Origin of the sequence: Streptomyces sp. NPDC048417, assembly GCF_040651615.1 — a bacterium.
Taxonomy (GTDB): domain Bacteria; phylum Actinomycetota; class Actinomycetes; order Streptomycetales; family Streptomycetaceae; genus Streptomyces.
Genome location: NZ_JBEZKI010000001.1, coordinates 503376 through 518427 on the forward strand (window position 1 = coordinate 503376; position 15052 = coordinate 518427).

At 70.9% G+C, this 15052-nt stretch carries 13 protein-coding genes and 3 tRNA genes; 7 read left to right on the forward strand and 9 right to left on the reverse strand.

The window, feature by feature from the left end; genetic code table 11:
* The first annotated feature begins 67 nt into the window (after positions 1 to 67).
* From AB0D59_RS02475 to AB0D59_RS02485, 3 genes are all read left to right on the forward strand, one after another.
* A complete protein-coding gene (locus AB0D59_RS02475; RefSeq protein WP_362559725.1) occupies positions 68 to 1831 on the forward strand; it encodes a hypothetical protein in 1764 nt (587 codons plus the stop codon).
* Between the two features lie 339 nt (positions 1832 to 2170).
* The gene (locus AB0D59_RS02480) at positions 2171 to 3664 is read left to right on the forward strand and encodes a N,N-dimethylformamidase beta subunit family domain-containing protein (protein ID WP_362559727.1); all 1494 of its coding nucleotides are present in this window, start codon (positions 2171 to 2173) and stop codon (positions 3662 to 3664) included.
* Between the two features lie 70 nt (positions 3665 to 3734).
* Positions 3735 to 4634 (forward strand): phosphoribosylaminoimidazolesuccinocarboxamide synthase, encoded by a 900-nt coding sequence (locus tag AB0D59_RS02485; RefSeq protein WP_362559730.1) that lies wholly within the window; start codon positions 3735 to 3737, stop codon positions 4632 to 4634.
* A gap of 123 nt (positions 4635 to 4757) precedes the next feature.
* On the opposite strand, the gene AB0D59_RS02490 is transcribed toward AB0D59_RS02485, so the two are convergent.
* The 8 genes from AB0D59_RS02490 to AB0D59_RS02525 form a co-directional block, all read right to left on the reverse strand.
* A tRNA-Gly gene (locus AB0D59_RS02490) sits at positions 4758 to 4830 on the reverse strand.
* Between the two features lie 22 nt (positions 4831 to 4852).
* Positions 4853 to 5467 carry a response regulator transcription factor gene (locus tag AB0D59_RS02495; RefSeq protein WP_362559733.1) on the reverse strand — a complete coding sequence of 205 codons (615 nt, stop codon included), beginning with the start codon at positions 5465 to 5467 and terminating at the stop codon, positions 4853 to 4855.
* A complete protein-coding gene (locus AB0D59_RS02500) occupies positions 5464 to 6729 on the reverse strand; it encodes a histidine kinase (protein WP_362559736.1) in 1266 nt (421 codons plus the stop codon). The genes AB0D59_RS02495 and AB0D59_RS02500 overlap by 4 nt, the downstream gene beginning before the upstream one ends.
* Before the next feature lie 32 nt (positions 6730 to 6761).
* Complete coding sequence (locus AB0D59_RS02505; protein WP_362559738.1) at positions 6762 to 7592, reverse strand: ABC transporter permease; 831 nt, start codon at positions 7590 to 7592, stop codon at positions 6762 to 6764.
* Entirely contained in the window at positions 7589 to 8524 is a 936-nt protein-coding gene (locus AB0D59_RS02510; RefSeq protein ID WP_362559740.1) for an ABC transporter ATP-binding protein, read from the reverse strand. The genes AB0D59_RS02505 and AB0D59_RS02510 overlap by 4 nt, the downstream gene beginning before the upstream one ends.
* Positions 8525 to 8702: 178 nt before the next feature.
* Positions 8703 to 8778 (reverse strand) — tRNA-Gly (locus AB0D59_RS02515).
* 81 nt (positions 8779 to 8859) lie between these two features.
* Positions 8860 to 8931 (reverse strand) — tRNA-Gly (locus AB0D59_RS02520).
* A gap of 136 nt (positions 8932 to 9067) precedes the next feature.
* Positions 9068 to 9385, reverse strand: a complete 318-nt coding sequence (locus AB0D59_RS02525) for an Lsr2 family protein (protein WP_351695523.1) — start codon at positions 9383 to 9385, stop codon at positions 9068 to 9070.
* 359 nt (positions 9386 to 9744) lie between these two features.
* Between AB0D59_RS02525 and purS the strand changes: the two genes are divergently transcribed.
* From purS to AB0D59_RS02545, 4 genes are all read left to right on the forward strand, one after another.
* Entirely contained in the window at positions 9745 to 10008 is a 264-nt protein-coding gene (gene purS / locus AB0D59_RS02530; RefSeq protein WP_093501106.1) for a phosphoribosylformylglycinamidine synthase subunit PurS, read from the forward strand.
* A complete protein-coding gene (gene purQ, locus AB0D59_RS02535) occupies positions 10005 to 10685 on the forward strand; it encodes a phosphoribosylformylglycinamidine synthase subunit PurQ (RefSeq protein ID WP_362559743.1) in 681 nt (226 codons plus the stop codon). Before purS ends, purQ begins: the two co-directional genes overlap by 4 nt.
* Positions 10682 to 12940: a phosphoribosylformylglycinamidine synthase subunit PurL gene (purL, locus tag AB0D59_RS02540; RefSeq protein ID WP_362559746.1), complete on the forward strand. Its 2259-nt coding sequence runs from the start codon at positions 10682 to 10684 to the stop codon at positions 12938 to 12940. Before purQ ends, purL begins: the two co-directional genes overlap by 4 nt.
* A gap of 102 nt (positions 12941 to 13042) precedes the next feature.
* On the forward strand, positions 13043 to 13540 hold the full coding sequence (locus AB0D59_RS02545) for a GNAT family N-acetyltransferase (RefSeq protein WP_362559749.1): 498 nt from the start codon (positions 13043 to 13045) through the stop codon (positions 13538 to 13540).
* Between the two features lie 6 nt (positions 13541 to 13546).
* On the opposite strand, the gene AB0D59_RS02550 is transcribed toward AB0D59_RS02545, so the two are convergent.
* Positions 13547 to 14992: an MFS transporter gene (locus AB0D59_RS02550; RefSeq protein ID WP_362559751.1), complete on the reverse strand. Its 1446-nt coding sequence runs from the start codon at positions 14990 to 14992 to the stop codon at positions 13547 to 13549.
* Positions 14993 to 15052: the final 60 nt, after the last annotated feature.

Here is a 15052-nt window from a genome sequence, read left to right on the forward strand (position 1 = left end):
CCACAGTGGGGGAGTGAGCAACAGCCAGGACGGCACCAGGACAGCAGGGAGGGGGTGAGGTCCGGACGTGACCAGTACCGGTATCGGTGTGGAGGCGGGAGCGCAGGCAGCGCGTACCCGGGCCCTCGCTGTGCTGCGCATCCGCGGCCGGGCCCTGGCCGTGGCGCTGCTGCCCGCAGCGGCCACGGTGATCCTGCTGACCGGCGGTTCCACCGGTCACTTCGTCGGCCGGAGCTGGGACACGGTCCGCTGGATCGTCGGTGTGCTCGCCGTCGTCGTGCTGCTGGCCGCCGCCGGCATCTCCCTGGTCGTGGCCCGTGCCCGGCCGGCCGTGAGCCCCACGGTCCCGATCCTGGAGGAGTCCGCCCCTGACCTGTACCGGATGGTGCGCGACCTCGCCGACCGCCTCGACGTCCCGGTGCCCTCCGCCATAGCGCTCACCCCGGACTGCGACAGCTGGCTGGAGGACCGCACCCACCCGGCGCACGGCCCGCCCGCGCCCCAGGGCGGCGACGAGCTCGGCAACCCCGGCCCGCACCGCCGTACCCCCGCCGCGCCCGTGCTCGTCATCGGCTCCCCGTTCCTGTGGTGGATGCGGGTCGCCGAGCTGCGCGCGGTCCTCGCCCCGGTCGTCGCCGGTACGGGACCCTCGGCGCACCCGGACATAGCCGCCGCCCGCCGCTTCGTGCGCGGGCTGGACGCGGCGGTCGCCGTCTCCTCGACGACCGGCCGATGTCCGGCGACCCGCCTGGTCTGCGCGGGCCTCGGCTGGGTGGCCAGGGTGCTGCTGCGGGGCTGCCGGGAGCACGCGGCGCTGATGGAGCGCGGGGTCGCCGCCGCGGCCGCCGAGCGCGCACAGGCCGTGGACTACGGACTGCGGATCGTCGCCCAGGAGCAGGTCGGCCTCGCCTACGCCGGCTGGGACCGTCTTCTCACCCGGGTCGCGCTGCCCGCCTGGCGGATGGGCCGCTGGCCGTCCCGGCTGGACGCGGGCGTGGTCGCGGCGCTCACCGAGCTGTCCCGGCGCGACCGGCTGGCCGAGGGCTTCGCCTCGCGGCTCGGCGAGCGGCCCGCCTGCGACCTGCTGGAGGAGCCGGGCCTGGTGGACGAGGCGGCCTCGCTGCTGGCCGCCCGTCTCTTCCACGGCGGCCCCGCCGAGCCGGGCCCGGACTGGTCGCCGGTGGCCTGGCCGGAGTATCCGGACGAGGTCGTCGACCGCACCTGGCGCACCGAGGCGGCCCGGCTGCACCGCGTCCTGGACTCCCTCGGCGTCCGCGCCACCCTCGACCCGGCCGCCCCCGACCCCGGCGGCCCCACCCTGGACCGGGTCCTGGACCACCTGACCGACCCGGCCGCCCACAGCAGGCCCAAGGAGCCCCCGGTCTACGACGAGGACGCAGAGGAGGCCACCGGCACCGAGCGCAGCTCCGCCCTGGCGGCGGGGCTCACCGCGGCCCTCGCCCGCGAGGAGGCCGCGGCCCTCACTCCCGGCCCCGGACCCGACGCGCCCGCACCCGCCGGGCAGGGCCCCGACAGTGCCCTCTGGGACGACTGCGCGCTGCCCCTCTTCCCCCTCCAGCCCCCGCGCACCGCCCGCGAGCTGCTCGCCGACCACGTCACGGCGATGGTGTGCTGCGCGGCCGTGGACACCGCCGGAGCCACTCCCGGTCTGGACTGGCTCGACGGCCCGTCCCTGCTGGTCGACGGCGAGCGGGCCGCCGACCTGACGCCCAGAGTCCTCAGCCTCGTCGAGGAGGGAGACCCGGCCCCGCTGCGGGCCTGGCTGGTCGAGTCCGGGATACGTCCCGAGAAGCCCGTACGGCTGGTCTGACCTCGGCGTTTCGACGCTTTAGCGGAGCGAACCGTTCCACTTAAGGCAAATTCGCAACGAACCGTGACCGGACGCGTGCGTTATGTGATGTGCTGGGACCGTTCGGTGAAAATGGCAAGCGCATCCGACATGAGGCAGACGGCACAGTCACAGCCCGCGGAACTCGCAGAGCACCACGGGCGAAACCGGAAAACAGTCACGAACCAGGCGCGAAGCAGAAACGAACCGGGCGCGACCAGGCCCGGCCGGAACAGCACAAGCTCGGCCACGTAACGCCGTACCACCACACAACGACTCGTATCAGCACACTTCACGGGGGCACGAGGGAGGGGAGCCACCATGGCATCGGACCACATCCGCCGCTGGGAGTCGGGAGCACTCGCGCACGCCGTCACGGACCCCTTCGGCCAGGGTCCCGTCCCCTGGCTGCGCGGCAGCGAGACCTATTTCGACGACACCGGTCATGTCGTCCCCTGGTACGTCGACCCGAGTCGGCCACAGCCCACCGGCGAGAACCCGCGGATCCCCGCACCCCGCAGTGCGGTCGGCCCCCGCTCGGCGGACGACGTGCACCGGCAGATCAAAGGATTCGCCTCGACCGGCGCGGTCTCCCCCGGCGAGGCCGTCGACTTCCACATCACCGTCGACCCGCCGCAGGAATTCAGCGTCGACATCTACCGCATCGGCCACTACGGCGGCGACGGCGCCGCCAAGATCACCACCAGCCCGCGGCTGTCCGGCATCGTGCAGCCCCCGCCGCTGGCGGCCGACCGTACGGTCTCCTGCCACCACTGGTGGCTGTCCTGGCGGTTGCAGGTCCCCTCGTACTGGAGCATCGGCGCGTATGTCGCCGTGCTCACCACGGCCGACGGCTACCGCTCCCACGTGCCCTTCACGATCCGCGACAACCACCCCGCCGACCTGCTCCTGCTGCTGCCGGACATCACCTGGCAGGCCTACAACCTCTACCCCGAGGACGGCCGCACCGGCGCCAGCCTCTACCACGCCTGGGACGAGCGGGGCCGGCTGCTCGGCGAGGCCGACGCGGCGACCACCGTCTCCTTCGACCGGCCGTACGCGGGCGCGGGCCTGCCCCTGCACGTCGGCCACGCCTACGACTTCATCCGCTGGGCCGAGCGCTACGGCTACGACGTCGCCTACGCCGACGCCCGCGACCTGCACGCCGGCCGTGTCGACCCCACCCGCTACCGGGGCCTGGTCTTCCCCGGACACGACGAGTACTGGTCGCCGCGGATGCGCCGCACGGTCGATCTGGCCCGGGACAGCGGCACCTCGCTGGTCTTCCTCTCCGCCAACACCATGTACTGGCAGGTGGAGCTGGGGCCGTCCCCGTCCGGGGTCGCGGACCGGCTGCTCACCTGCCGAAAACGCAAGGGTCCGGGCAGGCCCGTGCTCTGGCGCGAGATCGACCGGCCCGAGCAGCAGACGGTCGGCATCCAGTACGCGGGCCGGGTGCCCGAGCCGTACCCCCTGATCGTGCGCAACGCCGGCCACTGGCTCTGGGAGGCCACCGGCGCGCAGGAGGGCGACGAACTGCCGGGCCTGGTGGCCGGGGAGGCCGACCGTTACTTCCCGCGCACCGCGCTGCCCGAGCACGAGGAGCGCATCCTGCTCGCCCACTCCCCCTACGCCGACAACGACGGCGCCCTGCGCCACCAGGAGACCTCTCTCTACCGCGCCCCCTCCGGCGCCCTGGTCTTCGCGTCCGGGACCTTCGCCTGGTCCCCGGCCCTGGACCGCCCCGGCCATATCGACCCCCGCGTCCAGCGCGCCACCGCCAACCTCCTGGACCGCATCTGCAAACGGGACTGACCCAGTGTCCGACGGCAACCCGGCATACGGGAGAATCGGGGGCACCTGTACAGAACCACGGGGAGGAACCGTGTCCGGATTCGTCGAAAAGCCCGAGCCCGTCGTGGTGCCGGGTCTGGTGCATCTGCACACCGGCAAGGTGCGCGAGCTGTACCAGAACGCGGCCGGTGACCTCGTGATGGTCGCCAGCGACCGCATCTCCGCGTACGACTGGGTGCTGCCGACCGAGATCCCGGACAAGGGCCGGGTGCTCACCCAGCTCTCCCTGTGGTGGTTCGACAAGCTCGCCGACCTCGCCCCCAACCACGTCATCAGCACCGAGCTGCCCGAGGGTGCCCCCGCCGACTGGGCGGGCCGCACCCTGGTCTGCAAGTCGCTGAAGATGATCCCGGTCGAGTGCGTGGCCCGCGGCTACCTCACCGGCTCCGGCCTGGCCGAGTACCAGGAGTCCCGTACGGTGTGCGGGCTCGCCCTCCCCGAGGGCCTGGTCGACGGCTCCGAGCTGCCCGCCCCGATCTTCACCCCGGCCACCAAGGCCGAGGTCGGCGAGCACGACGAGAACGTGTCGTACGAGGAGGTCGCCCGGCAGGTCGGCGCCGAGACGGCGGCCCAGCTGCGGCAGGCCACCCTCGCGGTGTACGGGCGGGCCCGGGACATCGCCCGCGACCGGGGCATCGTCCTGGCCGACACCAAGTTCGAGTTCGGGTTCGAGGGCGACACCCTCGTCCTCGCCGACGAGGTCCTCACCCCGGACTCCTCCCGCTTCTGGCCGGCCGACGAGTGGGAGCCGGGGCGGGCCCAGCCTTCGTTCGACAAGCAATACGTGCGCGACTGGCTGACCTCGGCCGAGTCCGGCTGGGACCGAAAGAGCGAGCAGCCCCCGCCGCCGCTGCCGCAGCGGGTGGTCGAGGCGACCCGGGCGAAGTACCTCGAGGCGTACGAGCGGCTGACCGGCCAGAGCTGGAGCTGACCGTACAGAGGGTCGTACAAAGGACCGTACAAAGGACCGTACAAAGGACCGCGTAAAGGAAAGGGCCCTGCACAGCGGGGCCCATGCGAAAGGCCCCCGGTGGAAACCGGGGGCCTTTTCCTGAGCGGACGACGAGGCTCGAACTCGCGACCTCAACCTTGGCAAGGTTGCGCTCTACCAACTGAGCTACGTCCGCATGCGCCGTGGCGCGAGAGCAACTATACCCAACCGCGCTCCCGAGCGAGACGCACTGCGGTGTGCCGGTTCTCCGCACCGAGCTTGGTGACGGCCGAGGAGAGGTAGTTCCGTACGGTTCCCGGCGACAGCGCGGCCCGCTCGGCGATCTCCGTGACCGGCGCCCCGTCGGCCGCCAGTTCCAGCACCTCGGCCTCCCGCGCGGTCAGCGGCGAGTCCCCGGCGGAGATCGCGTCGGCGGCCAACTCCGGGTCGACGTAGCGGTTTCCCGCGTGCACGGTACGGATGATCTCCGCGAGCCGCTGCGCACTGACCGTCTTCGGGACGAACCCCCGCACACCGGCGGCCAGGGCCCGTTTCAGATGCCCGGGGCGGCCGTGACCGGTCACGATCAGCACCTGGCAGCCGGGCAGTTCGGCCCGCAGGGATGTGGCGACCTTCACACCGTCAGCCCCCGGCATCTGCAGATCCAGTACCGCCACGTCGGGCCGATGGGCCCGTGCCATGGCGAGTGCTTCCGGCCCGGTGGCCGCCTCCGCGACCACGACGAGGTCGTCCTCGAGGCCGAGCAGCGCGGCGAGCGCACCCCGGATCAGATGCTCGTCGTCGGCGAGCAACAGCCGTACCGGAGGGGTCATGAAGTGACTCCGCTCACATTCGCATCGGCCGTACGACCGGTCAGCGGCACCGAAGCCACCACCCGGAACCCGTCCGCCCCCACCGGCCCCGCCTCCAACGTCCCCTCCACCACCGCAAGGCGCTCCCGCAACCCGGCGATCCCGGACCCGCCACCCCCACCGACCCCGGCCCCGCCGTCCCCACCGCCGGCCCGCACGGCGACGCCGTCGTTCTCCACCGTCAGTACCACGTGTCCCTCCAGTACCCGCAGGCCCACCGTGCACCGTCCCGCGTCCCCGTGCCGCAGGACATTGGTGGTCGTCTCCCGGACCACCCAGCCGAGTGCCGACTGCACCTCGGCGGGCAGTCCGGTGGTGTCGCCGGTCACCGCGCAGTCGATGCCCGCAGCGGCCAACACGCCCTGCGCGCCCGCGAGTTCGGCTGCGAGGTCGGCGTCCCGGTAGCCCCGTACGACGGCCCGTACCTCCCGCTGCGACTCCTGGGCGATCCGCTGCACCTCGATCATCTGCTGCACGGCCTCGGGCCGTTCGCGGCGGGCCAGCTGGACGGCCAGTTCGCTCTTGAGGGCGATGACGGCGAGGTTGCGGCCGAGCACGTCGTGCAGATCGCGGCCGAACCGCAGCCGTTCCTCGGCGACGGCGAGCCGGGCACGGGTCTCCCGGGCCTCGTCGAGTTCGTAGACGGCGTTCAGCAGCCAGACGGAGAAGCCCGAGGTGGCGGCCAGGAAGCCGCCGGCCATGAACACCACGACCGCCGTGACCAGCGCGGCGGTCCCGGGCACGCCCAGCGGGAAGGAGACCAGGCCCGCCCCGAACGCGAAGCCCGCGATCAGTGTCATCGCCCGCCGCAGGTCGCGGATCCCGAGCGCCGTGGTGCCGGCCCCGAAGGCCAGGATCCCCACGAGGACGGTGGCCGCCGCGCTCTCCATCTCGGCACCCGGCCCGCCGTGCTCGCGCAGCACCAGGGCGGTGACGGCGAAGACGTACGTGGCCGCGCCGAGCACCCACAGCAGCCGCACCGGCTGCTCCCGGCGGCCCCGCGTCCAGTCCAGCGTCCGGGAGGCGGTCAGGGCGCAGAGCACCGCGTGGACGACGACCATCGCGATCAGCCAGCCCGAGACCGCCGCCCTCGTCTCCCCGAACACCGGGAGTCCGATCGCGGTGACCTCGATCACCGCGAAGAAGTGGAACGACCAGCGCGTGTACGTCTCGACCTTGGCGGGGGTGGTCTTCTCCCGCCACCAGCCACCTGCCCCGCTCATCCCGGTCCCGTCCCGTCCTGTCCCGTCTCCACTCAGCGCCGAGGTTCCCAGCGGAACCACCGCCGTACAGCAAACACCGCGACCACGGTCCAGGCCAGCGCGGTGAGGACCGTGCCCATCGCCTCGTAGCCGCCGAGCTCGCCGGTCCAGCCCGCGCGGACCAGCCGGACGGCCGGGGAGAGCGGGAGGAGTTCACAGACCGAGGCGACCCGGTCGGGCAGGACGTCCGTGGGCACGGCGATGCCCGATCCCAGCATCGAGACGAAGACCAGCGGCAGCGCGGTGACCTGGGCGCTCTCGGTGGTCCGGGTGACAACCGAGGTGAGCGCGGCGAGCGCGGCACTGAGCAGCAGGCCCAGGAGCAGCCCGAGCAGGGTGAGATACGGCGCCTTGGGCGCGCCCGCGTGGAGCAGTACCGCGCAGCCGACGGTGAGCACCAGCGCCTGGGCCAGGCCGAGACAGAAGGCGGGCAGCGCGGTGCCGGCCAGGATCTCCGCGTCGGCCGGTTCGCCGGTGCGCAGCCGTTTGAGGACGAGCTCCTCCCGGCGGGCCACATACGCGCTCACCAGGGAGGTGTACACGGCGAAGAGGAAGGAGAACCCGGTCGCGGCGGTCAGCATCAGCGTGCCGACGTTCAGTCCCTGGGTCTTCAGGTCGATCTGGTCGATGGCGGGCCGCACACTGAACGGCAGGGCGAGCGGCACCAGCAGCGCGGTGAGCACCGCGCCCCGATTGCGGCCGAGGAGCAGCAACTCGGCACGGCCGAGCGCACCCAGCCGGCGCCAGGACGCGGCACGCGCCGCCCGGCGCCGGGACACGGTGCCCGCGGCGTCCCGGCGCCCGCCGAGGTCCACCGTGCTCATACGACCGCCTCCTTCGCGATCCCGAGGAACGCCTCCTCCAGCGAGGCCGACCGCACCTCCAGCCGGTCCAGCTCCACCCCGGCCCGCTGGGCCCAGGTCAGCACCCCGGTGGCGGTCCGCTGCACCTCGCGGGTCCGCAGCCGTACGGCCCGGCCGGCGGTCTCGTGCCCGCACACGCCGAGAGCGGCGAGCGGCGGCAGGTCGCCCACGAAGTACCCGAGCGGCAGCTCGAAGGAGATCCGTGCGGGCCGGTCCGCGGTCACCTCGCCCGTTGTTCCGGTGGCCGCGATGCGCCCTTCGTGCAGGATCGCGAGCCGGTCGGCGAGGTCCTCGGCCTCTTCCAGATAGTGCGTGGTGAGCAGGACGGTGGTCCCGGTGTCGCGCAGGGATCGCACCAACTCCCAGGTGTCCCGGCGCCCTTCGGCGTCCAGGCCGGTGGTCGGCTCGTCCAGGAACAGCACCTCGGGCCGGCCGAGCAGCGCGAGCGCCAGGTCGAGGCGGCGCCGCTCACCGCCGGAGAGCTGCTTGACCCGGACGTCCGCCTTGCCGGCGAGTCCGACCAGGCCGAGTGCCTCGGCCGTCGGCCGGGCTCCGGTCGTACAGCCGGCCCACATCCGGGTCGTCTCGCCGACGGTCAGCTCGGACGGGAAGCCGCCCTCCTGGAGCATCACGCCGGTGCGCGGCCGTGCGGCGGCCCGCTCCCGGTGCGGATCGTGGCCCAGCACCCGCACCCGGCCCCCGCTCGGCGGGGCGAGGCCCTCCAGCAGCTCGACCGTGGAGGTCTTTCCGGCGCCGTTGGTGCCGAGGAGCGCGAAGATCTCCCCGCGGCGCACGGAGAAGGTGACTCCGCGGACCGCCTCGAACCCGCCCCCGTAGACACGACGGAGGTCTGTGACCTCAATCACGTGTGCGTTGTCTTCCATGGCTTCCATGGAACGAGCCTCCCCGGGGGCCGGGCCCGGCAGCAGTGCGCGGTGTCATCACTCGCCATGACAAATGTCAGGGCCTGCCTTGACGCAGGAAGGCGCGGGAAGGCGCGGGAAGGCGCGGGAAGACACGTGACGGCGCACGAAAAAACCCCAGTCAATGACTGGGGTTTCTCCTACGAGCTGGAGCGGACGACGAGGCTCGAACTCGCGACCTCAACCTTGGCAAGGTTGCGCTCTACCAACTGAGCTACGTCCGCACTGCTCCCGACCGGCTCCCACCGATCGGTGCGAGCACCAGCCTACCTGATCCACAAGCATGACCAGGACCGGCGGTGCAGAGCGGGTGACAGGAATTGCACACTGCGCCTTCCCCCTGGAAGGGGGATGTTCTACTACTGAACTACACCCGCATGTACTCCGTGGGTTTCGGTCTTTCGGCCGCGCCCCTCGGCGTGCTCCAGACATTAGCTGATCAGCAGGGGGGTAGCGCAAGTCGGCTGTCCTCGGGGGCCGGTGACGGTCCCTGAGGACAGTCCGAGCCGCGTCTCACTGCGCGGCGCTGAACGCCTCGTAGACCTTCTTCGGGATACGACCGCGCGCCGGGACATCCATCTTGTTCGCCTGTGCCCAGGCGCGGACGGCCGCCGGGTCGGGGGCGACCTCCGTCTGCTTGTACGCCTTGCCCGACTTCGACCGCTTGCGGCCGGCCGTCACGTACGGCTCCAGGGCCTTACGCAGTTCCTTGGCGTTGGCTTGATTCAGATCGATCTCGTACGACTTGCCGTCGAGTCCGAAGGCGATCGTTTCCGCCGCTTCCGAGCCGTCGATGTCGTCAAAGAGAGTGACCACGACCTTCTGCGCCACGAATATCGGTCCCTTCGTGTGGCACGTCTATACAGCTCATCGGCGATGACGCGATGGCGGAGATGACGTGCCGAGTATCGGCTATTGCCAATTCATTTGTACAGTGCCTGGCAATACAAAGTGAAGCCCGACTAAATCCGCCCGCGTGTCCCGGGCGCAATAGATGTCGTGGGCGAACCCGGGGAACTTTCCCAGAACTTTTCGTGTGGATCCCCCGCTGTCACCCGATCGTGATGCGGCTCACGTAGTTTCCTACAACTCTACCCGCGTAGAAATTTTGTGCGGGTAGTCTGAAGACACCTGTCGGGGACCCCGGCAGTGCCTGCTCAGCAGCCAGCACCACAACACCGGGAGTGCCAGTGGCACGCGTCGTAGTCGACGTCATGCTCAAGCCGGAGATCCTCGACCCCCAGGGCCAGGCGGTCCAGCGTGCGCTGCCACGCCTGGGTTTCGAAGGCATCTCCGATGTCCGTCAGGGAAAGCGATTCGAACTGGAAGTTGACGGGCCGGTCGACGAGGCCGCGCTCGCCCGCATCCACGATCTTGCGGAATCCTTCCTCGCCAACACCGTGATCGAGGACTTCACCGTTCGGGTGGATGAAGTCGCGGAGGCGGCCAAGTGACCGCTCGTATTGGCGTCGTCACTTTCCCGGGAAGTCTCGACGACCGGGACACCCAGCGTGCGATCCGGCTCGCGGGTGCCGAACCGGTGGCCCTCTGGCACAAGGACAAGGACCTCCACCAGGTCGACGCGGTGGTCCTCCCCGGCGGTTTCTCCTACGGCGACTATCTGCGGGCCGGCGCCATCTCGCGTTTCTCGCCGGTGATGGAGACCGTCATCGAGCAGGCGAAGGCCGGCCTCCCGGTCCTCGGTATCTGCAACGGCTTCCAGATCCTCACCGAGGCCCATCTGCTTCCGGGCGCGATGCTCGGCAACAACCACCTCCACTTCATCTGCCGCGACCAGAAGCTGCGGGTGGAGAACGCGGGCACCAACTGGACCAGCGACTACCGCGAGGGCCAGGAGATCCACATCCCGCTGAAGAACATGGACGGCCGGTACGTCGCCGACGAGTACACGCTCGACAAGCTGGAGGCGGAGGGCCGGGTGGTCTTCCGTTACCTCGACCTCAACCCCAACGGCAGCCTCCGCGACATCGCCGGCATCACCAACGAGGCCGGGAACGTCGTAGGCCTCATGCCGCACCCGGAGCACGCCGTCGAGCCGCTCATCGGCTCCGGCCGCACCGACGGTCTGCCGTTCTTCACCTCGATCCTCAAGAAGCTGGTGGGCGCATGAGCCGGACGCCTCTGGACTCGGTCGAGCACGCGACCGCGACCCCCGACGTCGAGCTGCCCTGGGCCGAACTCGGTCTGAAGAAGGACGAGTACGAGCGGGTGGTGGAGATCCTCGGCCGCCGCCCGACCGGCGCCGAGCTCGCCATGTACTCGGTCATGTGGTCCGAGCACTGCTCGTACAAGTCCTCCAAGGTCCACCTCCGCCAGTTCGGCGAGAAGGCCCCGCAGAGCGACGCGCTCCTGGTGGGCATCGGCGAGAACGCGGGTGTCGTCGACGTCGGCCAGGGTTACGCCGTGACCTTCAAGGTCGAGTCGCACAACCACCCCTCGTACGTCGAGCCGTACCAGGGCGCCGCGACCGGTGTCGGCGGCATCGTCCGCGACATCATCGCGATGGGCGCCCGCCCGGTCGCCGTGGTCGACCCGCTGCGTTTCGGCGCGGCCGACCACCCCGACACCAAGCGGGTCCTGCCCGGAGTCGTCGCCGGCATCGGCGGCTACGGCAACTGCCTGGGCCTGCCCAACATCGGCGGCGAGGTCGTCTTCGACGCCTGCTACCAGGGCAACCCGCTGGTCAACGCCGGTGCCATCGGGGTGATGCGGCACGAGGACATCCACCTCGCCAAGGCCTCCGGCGCGGGCAACCAGGTCATCCTGTACGGCGCCCGGACCGGCGGTGACGGCATCGGCGGCGCGTCGATCCTCGCCTCCGAGACCTTCGACGACGCGAAGCCGTCGAAGCGCCCGGCGGTGCAGGTCGGCGACCCGTTCCAGGAGAAGCTCCTGATCGAGTGCACGCTCGAGGCCTTCGCCGAGAAGCTGGTCGTCGGCATCCAGGACCTGGGCGCGGCGGGCCTGTCCTGCGCGACCAGCGAACTGGCGTCGAACGGCTCCGGCGGTATGACCGTCGTACTCGACGACGTGCCCCTGCGTGACTCGACCCTCTCGCCCGAGGAAATCCTCATGAGCGAGTCGCAGGAACGCATGTGCGCGGTGGTCGAGCCGGCGAAGGTCGAGCGGTTCCTGGAGATCTGCGCCAAGTGGGACGTCATCGCGACGGTCATCGGCGAGGTCACCGACGGCGACCGCCTTGAGATCTTCTGGCACGGCGAGAAGATCGTGGACGTCGACCCGCGCACGGTCGCGCACGACGGCCCGGTCTACGAGCGCCCGTACGCCCGCCCGTCCTGGCAGGACGCCCTCCAGGCGGACGACGCGAACAAGCTGGCCAGGCCGGCCACCGCCGAGGAGCTGAAGGACCAGGTCCTGAAGCTGGTCGGCTCCCCCAACCAGGCCTCCAAGAAGTGGATCACCTCGCAGTACGACCACTTCGTGCAGGGCAACACCGTCCTCGCCCAGCCGGAGGACTCCGGCATGATCCGCGTGGACGAGGAGACCGGCCTCGGTGTCGCCATCGCGACGGACGGCAACGGCCGCTTCGCCAAGCTGGACCCGTACGCGGGCGCGCAGCTGGCGCTGGCGGAGGCCTACCGGAACGTGGCGACGACCGGCGCCAAGCCCCTCGCCGTCTCCGACTGCCTGAACTTCGGTTCGCCGGAGGACCCCGCGGTGATGTGGCAGTTCGCCGAGGCCGTGCGCGGTCTGGCGGACGGCTGTCTGCAGCTGGGCACCCCGGTGACCGGCGGCAACGTCTCGCTCTACAACCAGACCGGCGAGGCGGCCATCCACCCCACCCCGGTCGTGGCGGTCCTCGGCGTGATCGACGACGTCGCCCGCCGCACGCCGGTCGCCTTCCAGGAGGAGGGGCAGCTGCTCTACCTCCTCGGCGACACGCGTGAGGAGTTCGGCGGCTCTGCCTGGTCCCAGGTCGTCCACGACCACCTGGGCGGCCTGCCTCCGAAGGTCGACCTGGAGCGCGAACGCCTGCTGGCCGAGATCCTGATCTCCGCCTCCCGCGACGGCATGATCGACTCGGCGCACGACCTGTCCGACGGCGGTCTGATCCAGGCGGTCGTGGAGTCGGCGCTGCTGGGCGGCAAGGGCGCGCGTCTGGTCGTCCCCGACGGCCTGGACGCGTTCACCTTCCTGCTCTCCGAGTCGGCGGGCCGCGCGATCGTGGCGGTGCCGCGCTCCGAGGAGGTCCGTTTCAACGACATGTGCGGCGCGCGGGGCCTGCCGGTGACGCGCATCGGTGTCGTGGACGGAGACTCGGTGGAGATCCAGGGCGAGTTCGAACTCTCGCTGACCGAACTCCGCGAGGCCCACGAGGGCACGATCGAGGCGCTGCTCGCGTAATCGAGGTCCAGTTGTACGGCCCTGCCTGTTCCGTGCTGTTCCGTGCGGACAGGCGGGGTCGTTTTCCATGTACGACGTCCTCGGACACCTCATCCTTCTGACATGTACTTGCGTGATGTCACCCCGGACGACGTGGATGCCTATGTCCGCATGCGCTGCGATCCCGTCATGATGAAGGATCTCGGCGGGCCGCTGCCCAGCGAAGGCATGAAGGACAAGGTGCGCCGGGACGCCGAGGCGGCGGCGGCCGGTACCTCCTGGATCAAGATGATCGTCCCTGATCCTGGTGCCCCCGAGGTTGTCGCGGGCCATGTGTGCGTCTGGGCGCACGACGAGGACGGGAAGCCGATGTCGGAGATCGGCTGGATGGTCCTCCCCGAGTTCCAGGGCCGCGGCCTCGGCAAGCTCGCCGCCCGCGCCCTCCTCCGACAGGCCCGGGACGAGGACCGTTGGGGAGACATCCATGCCTTCCCGGCGACGGCCAACGGCGCCTCGAACGGCATCTGCAGATCCCTGGGCTTCCGCCTCCTCGGTGAGGTCGACGTCGACTTCGCCGACCGAGTCATCCACAGCAACCACTGGGTGATCACGCCCCGCTGACCGCCCTCACGCGGGTACGGCCTCCCGCACCCGCGCCTTCGGCAGCCGCGACGCCAGCAGCACGCACAGCGCCATCACCGCCGCCGCGCACAGGAACACCGTGTCGGTCGCGGAGACATACGCCTCGATGCCGGCCGTCCTGGCCGTGCCCGTGAGGTGCGGTACCGCGTCCGGGGTGCCGCCCGGTCCGTCGTAGAGGCGGATGACGATCGTGCCGAAGAGGGCCGCGCCCAAGGCCTGGCCGAGGGTCTGGAAGAAGCGGATCGCGGTGGTGGCGACGCCGAGCTGGAGGGGCGGTGCGGCCTCCTGGACCAGCACGATCAGCTGGCCGATGAGCTGGCCGAAGCCGACGCCCATCAGCAACAGCTCCGCGCGCAGCAGCCACAGGGAGGTGTCCGTGCCGGTGGTGGCCAGGAGGAGGAAGGCCACGCAGGAGACTGCTGCGCCGCTGATCACGAACGTGCGCTCGGACCAGCCGCGTTCGGCCAGCTTGCCCGCAAAGACACCGACGGCGGACATGCCGACGGCGAGGGGGAGCAGGTAGAGGCCGGCCCCGGAGCTGGGCACGCCCCGGACGATCTGGACGTACAGCAGGGCGTAGTAGATCGCTCCCATCATGGCGGCGCCCATCAGGCCCTGGACGGCGAAGCCCCAGCGGAGTTCGGGGATGCGGAACATGGACAGCGGGAGGATCGGTTCGGGGGCGGTGCGCTGGCGGTGGAGGAAGAGGGCGAGGGCCGCCACGCCGATCACCAGCAGACCGGCGATCTCCGGTGAGGACCAGGCGTACTTCTTGCCGCCCCAGTCGGTGACCACGAGCAGCGCCGTGGCGAAGAGCGCGGCCAGCGCCGCGCCCGGGTAGTCGATCGCGTGCTTCACGTCCTGCCGGGGGAGCTTGAGGACCGCGGCGCCCACCGCAAGGACGGTCAGGCCCAGGGGCAGGTTGACGTAGAAGACCCAGCGCCAGTCGGCGTGGTCAGCGAGGAGGCCGCCGATCCAGGGTCCGAGTGCCATTCCGCCGCCGGCCACGACCCCACCCATCCCGGCGCCTCCGCTCTTCTGCCGCGGTCCCTGGAGCTGGGCGAGCACCACCATCGTCACGCTCATCAGCCCGCCCGCGCCCAGGCCCTGCACCGCCCGGGCCGCGATCAGCTCCCCGATCGACCGGGCCGCACCGCACAGCGCCGACCCGGCCAGGAAGGTGGCGACGGCCCCGAGCAGGACCCGCTTGGCGCCGAACACGTCGCACAGCTTGCCGTAGAGGGGGAGCACCGCGGCCGTCGCGAGCGCGTACGCGCTGACCAGCCACGGGATCTTGCCGATGCCGTGCTCGGGGTCGAGGTCCCGGACGATCGGGACGGCCGCCGCGGACACGATCTGGGTGTCGAGCACGGCCAGAACAATCGTCACAAAGCATACGAACAGCCCTATTTTGCGCTGGGTCTCGGTCATGGCAGCACCATGCCCGATGAACGTGTACCCGGTCAATCTTTCATCCGAGATCATATTTCA

Bases quoted from the DNA above. Each gene is read 5' to 3' on its own strand.
- AB0D59_RS02505 (WP_362559738.1), bottom strand. From the start codon at position 7,592: ATGAGCACGGTGGACCTCGGCGGGCGCCGGGACGCCGCGGGCACCGTG.
- AB0D59_RS02510 (WP_362559740.1), bottom strand. From the start codon at position 8,524: ATGGAAGCCATGGAAGACAACGCACACGTGATTGAGGTCACAGACCTC.
- AB0D59_RS02545 (WP_362559749.1), top strand. From the start codon at position 13,043: ATGTACTTGCGTGATGTCACCCCGGACGACGTGGATGCCTATGTCCGC.
- AB0D59_RS02500 (WP_362559736.1), bottom strand. From the start codon at position 6,729: ATGAGCGGGGCAGGTGGCTGGTGGCGGGAGAAGACCACCCCCGCCAAG.
- AB0D59_RS02480 (WP_362559727.1), top strand. From the start codon at position 2,171: ATGGCATCGGACCACATCCGCCGCTGGGAGTCGGGAGCACTCGCGCAC.
- AB0D59_RS02550 (WP_362559751.1), bottom strand. From the start codon at position 14,992: ATGACCGAGACCCAGCGCAAAATAGGGCTGTTCGTATGCTTTGTGACG.
- purL (WP_362559746.1), top strand. From the start codon at position 10,682: ATGAGCCGGACGCCTCTGGACTCGGTCGAGCACGCGACCGCGACCCCC.
- AB0D59_RS02495 (WP_362559733.1), bottom strand. From the start codon at position 5,467: ATGACCCCTCCGGTACGGCTGTTGCTCGCCGACGACGAGCATCTGATC.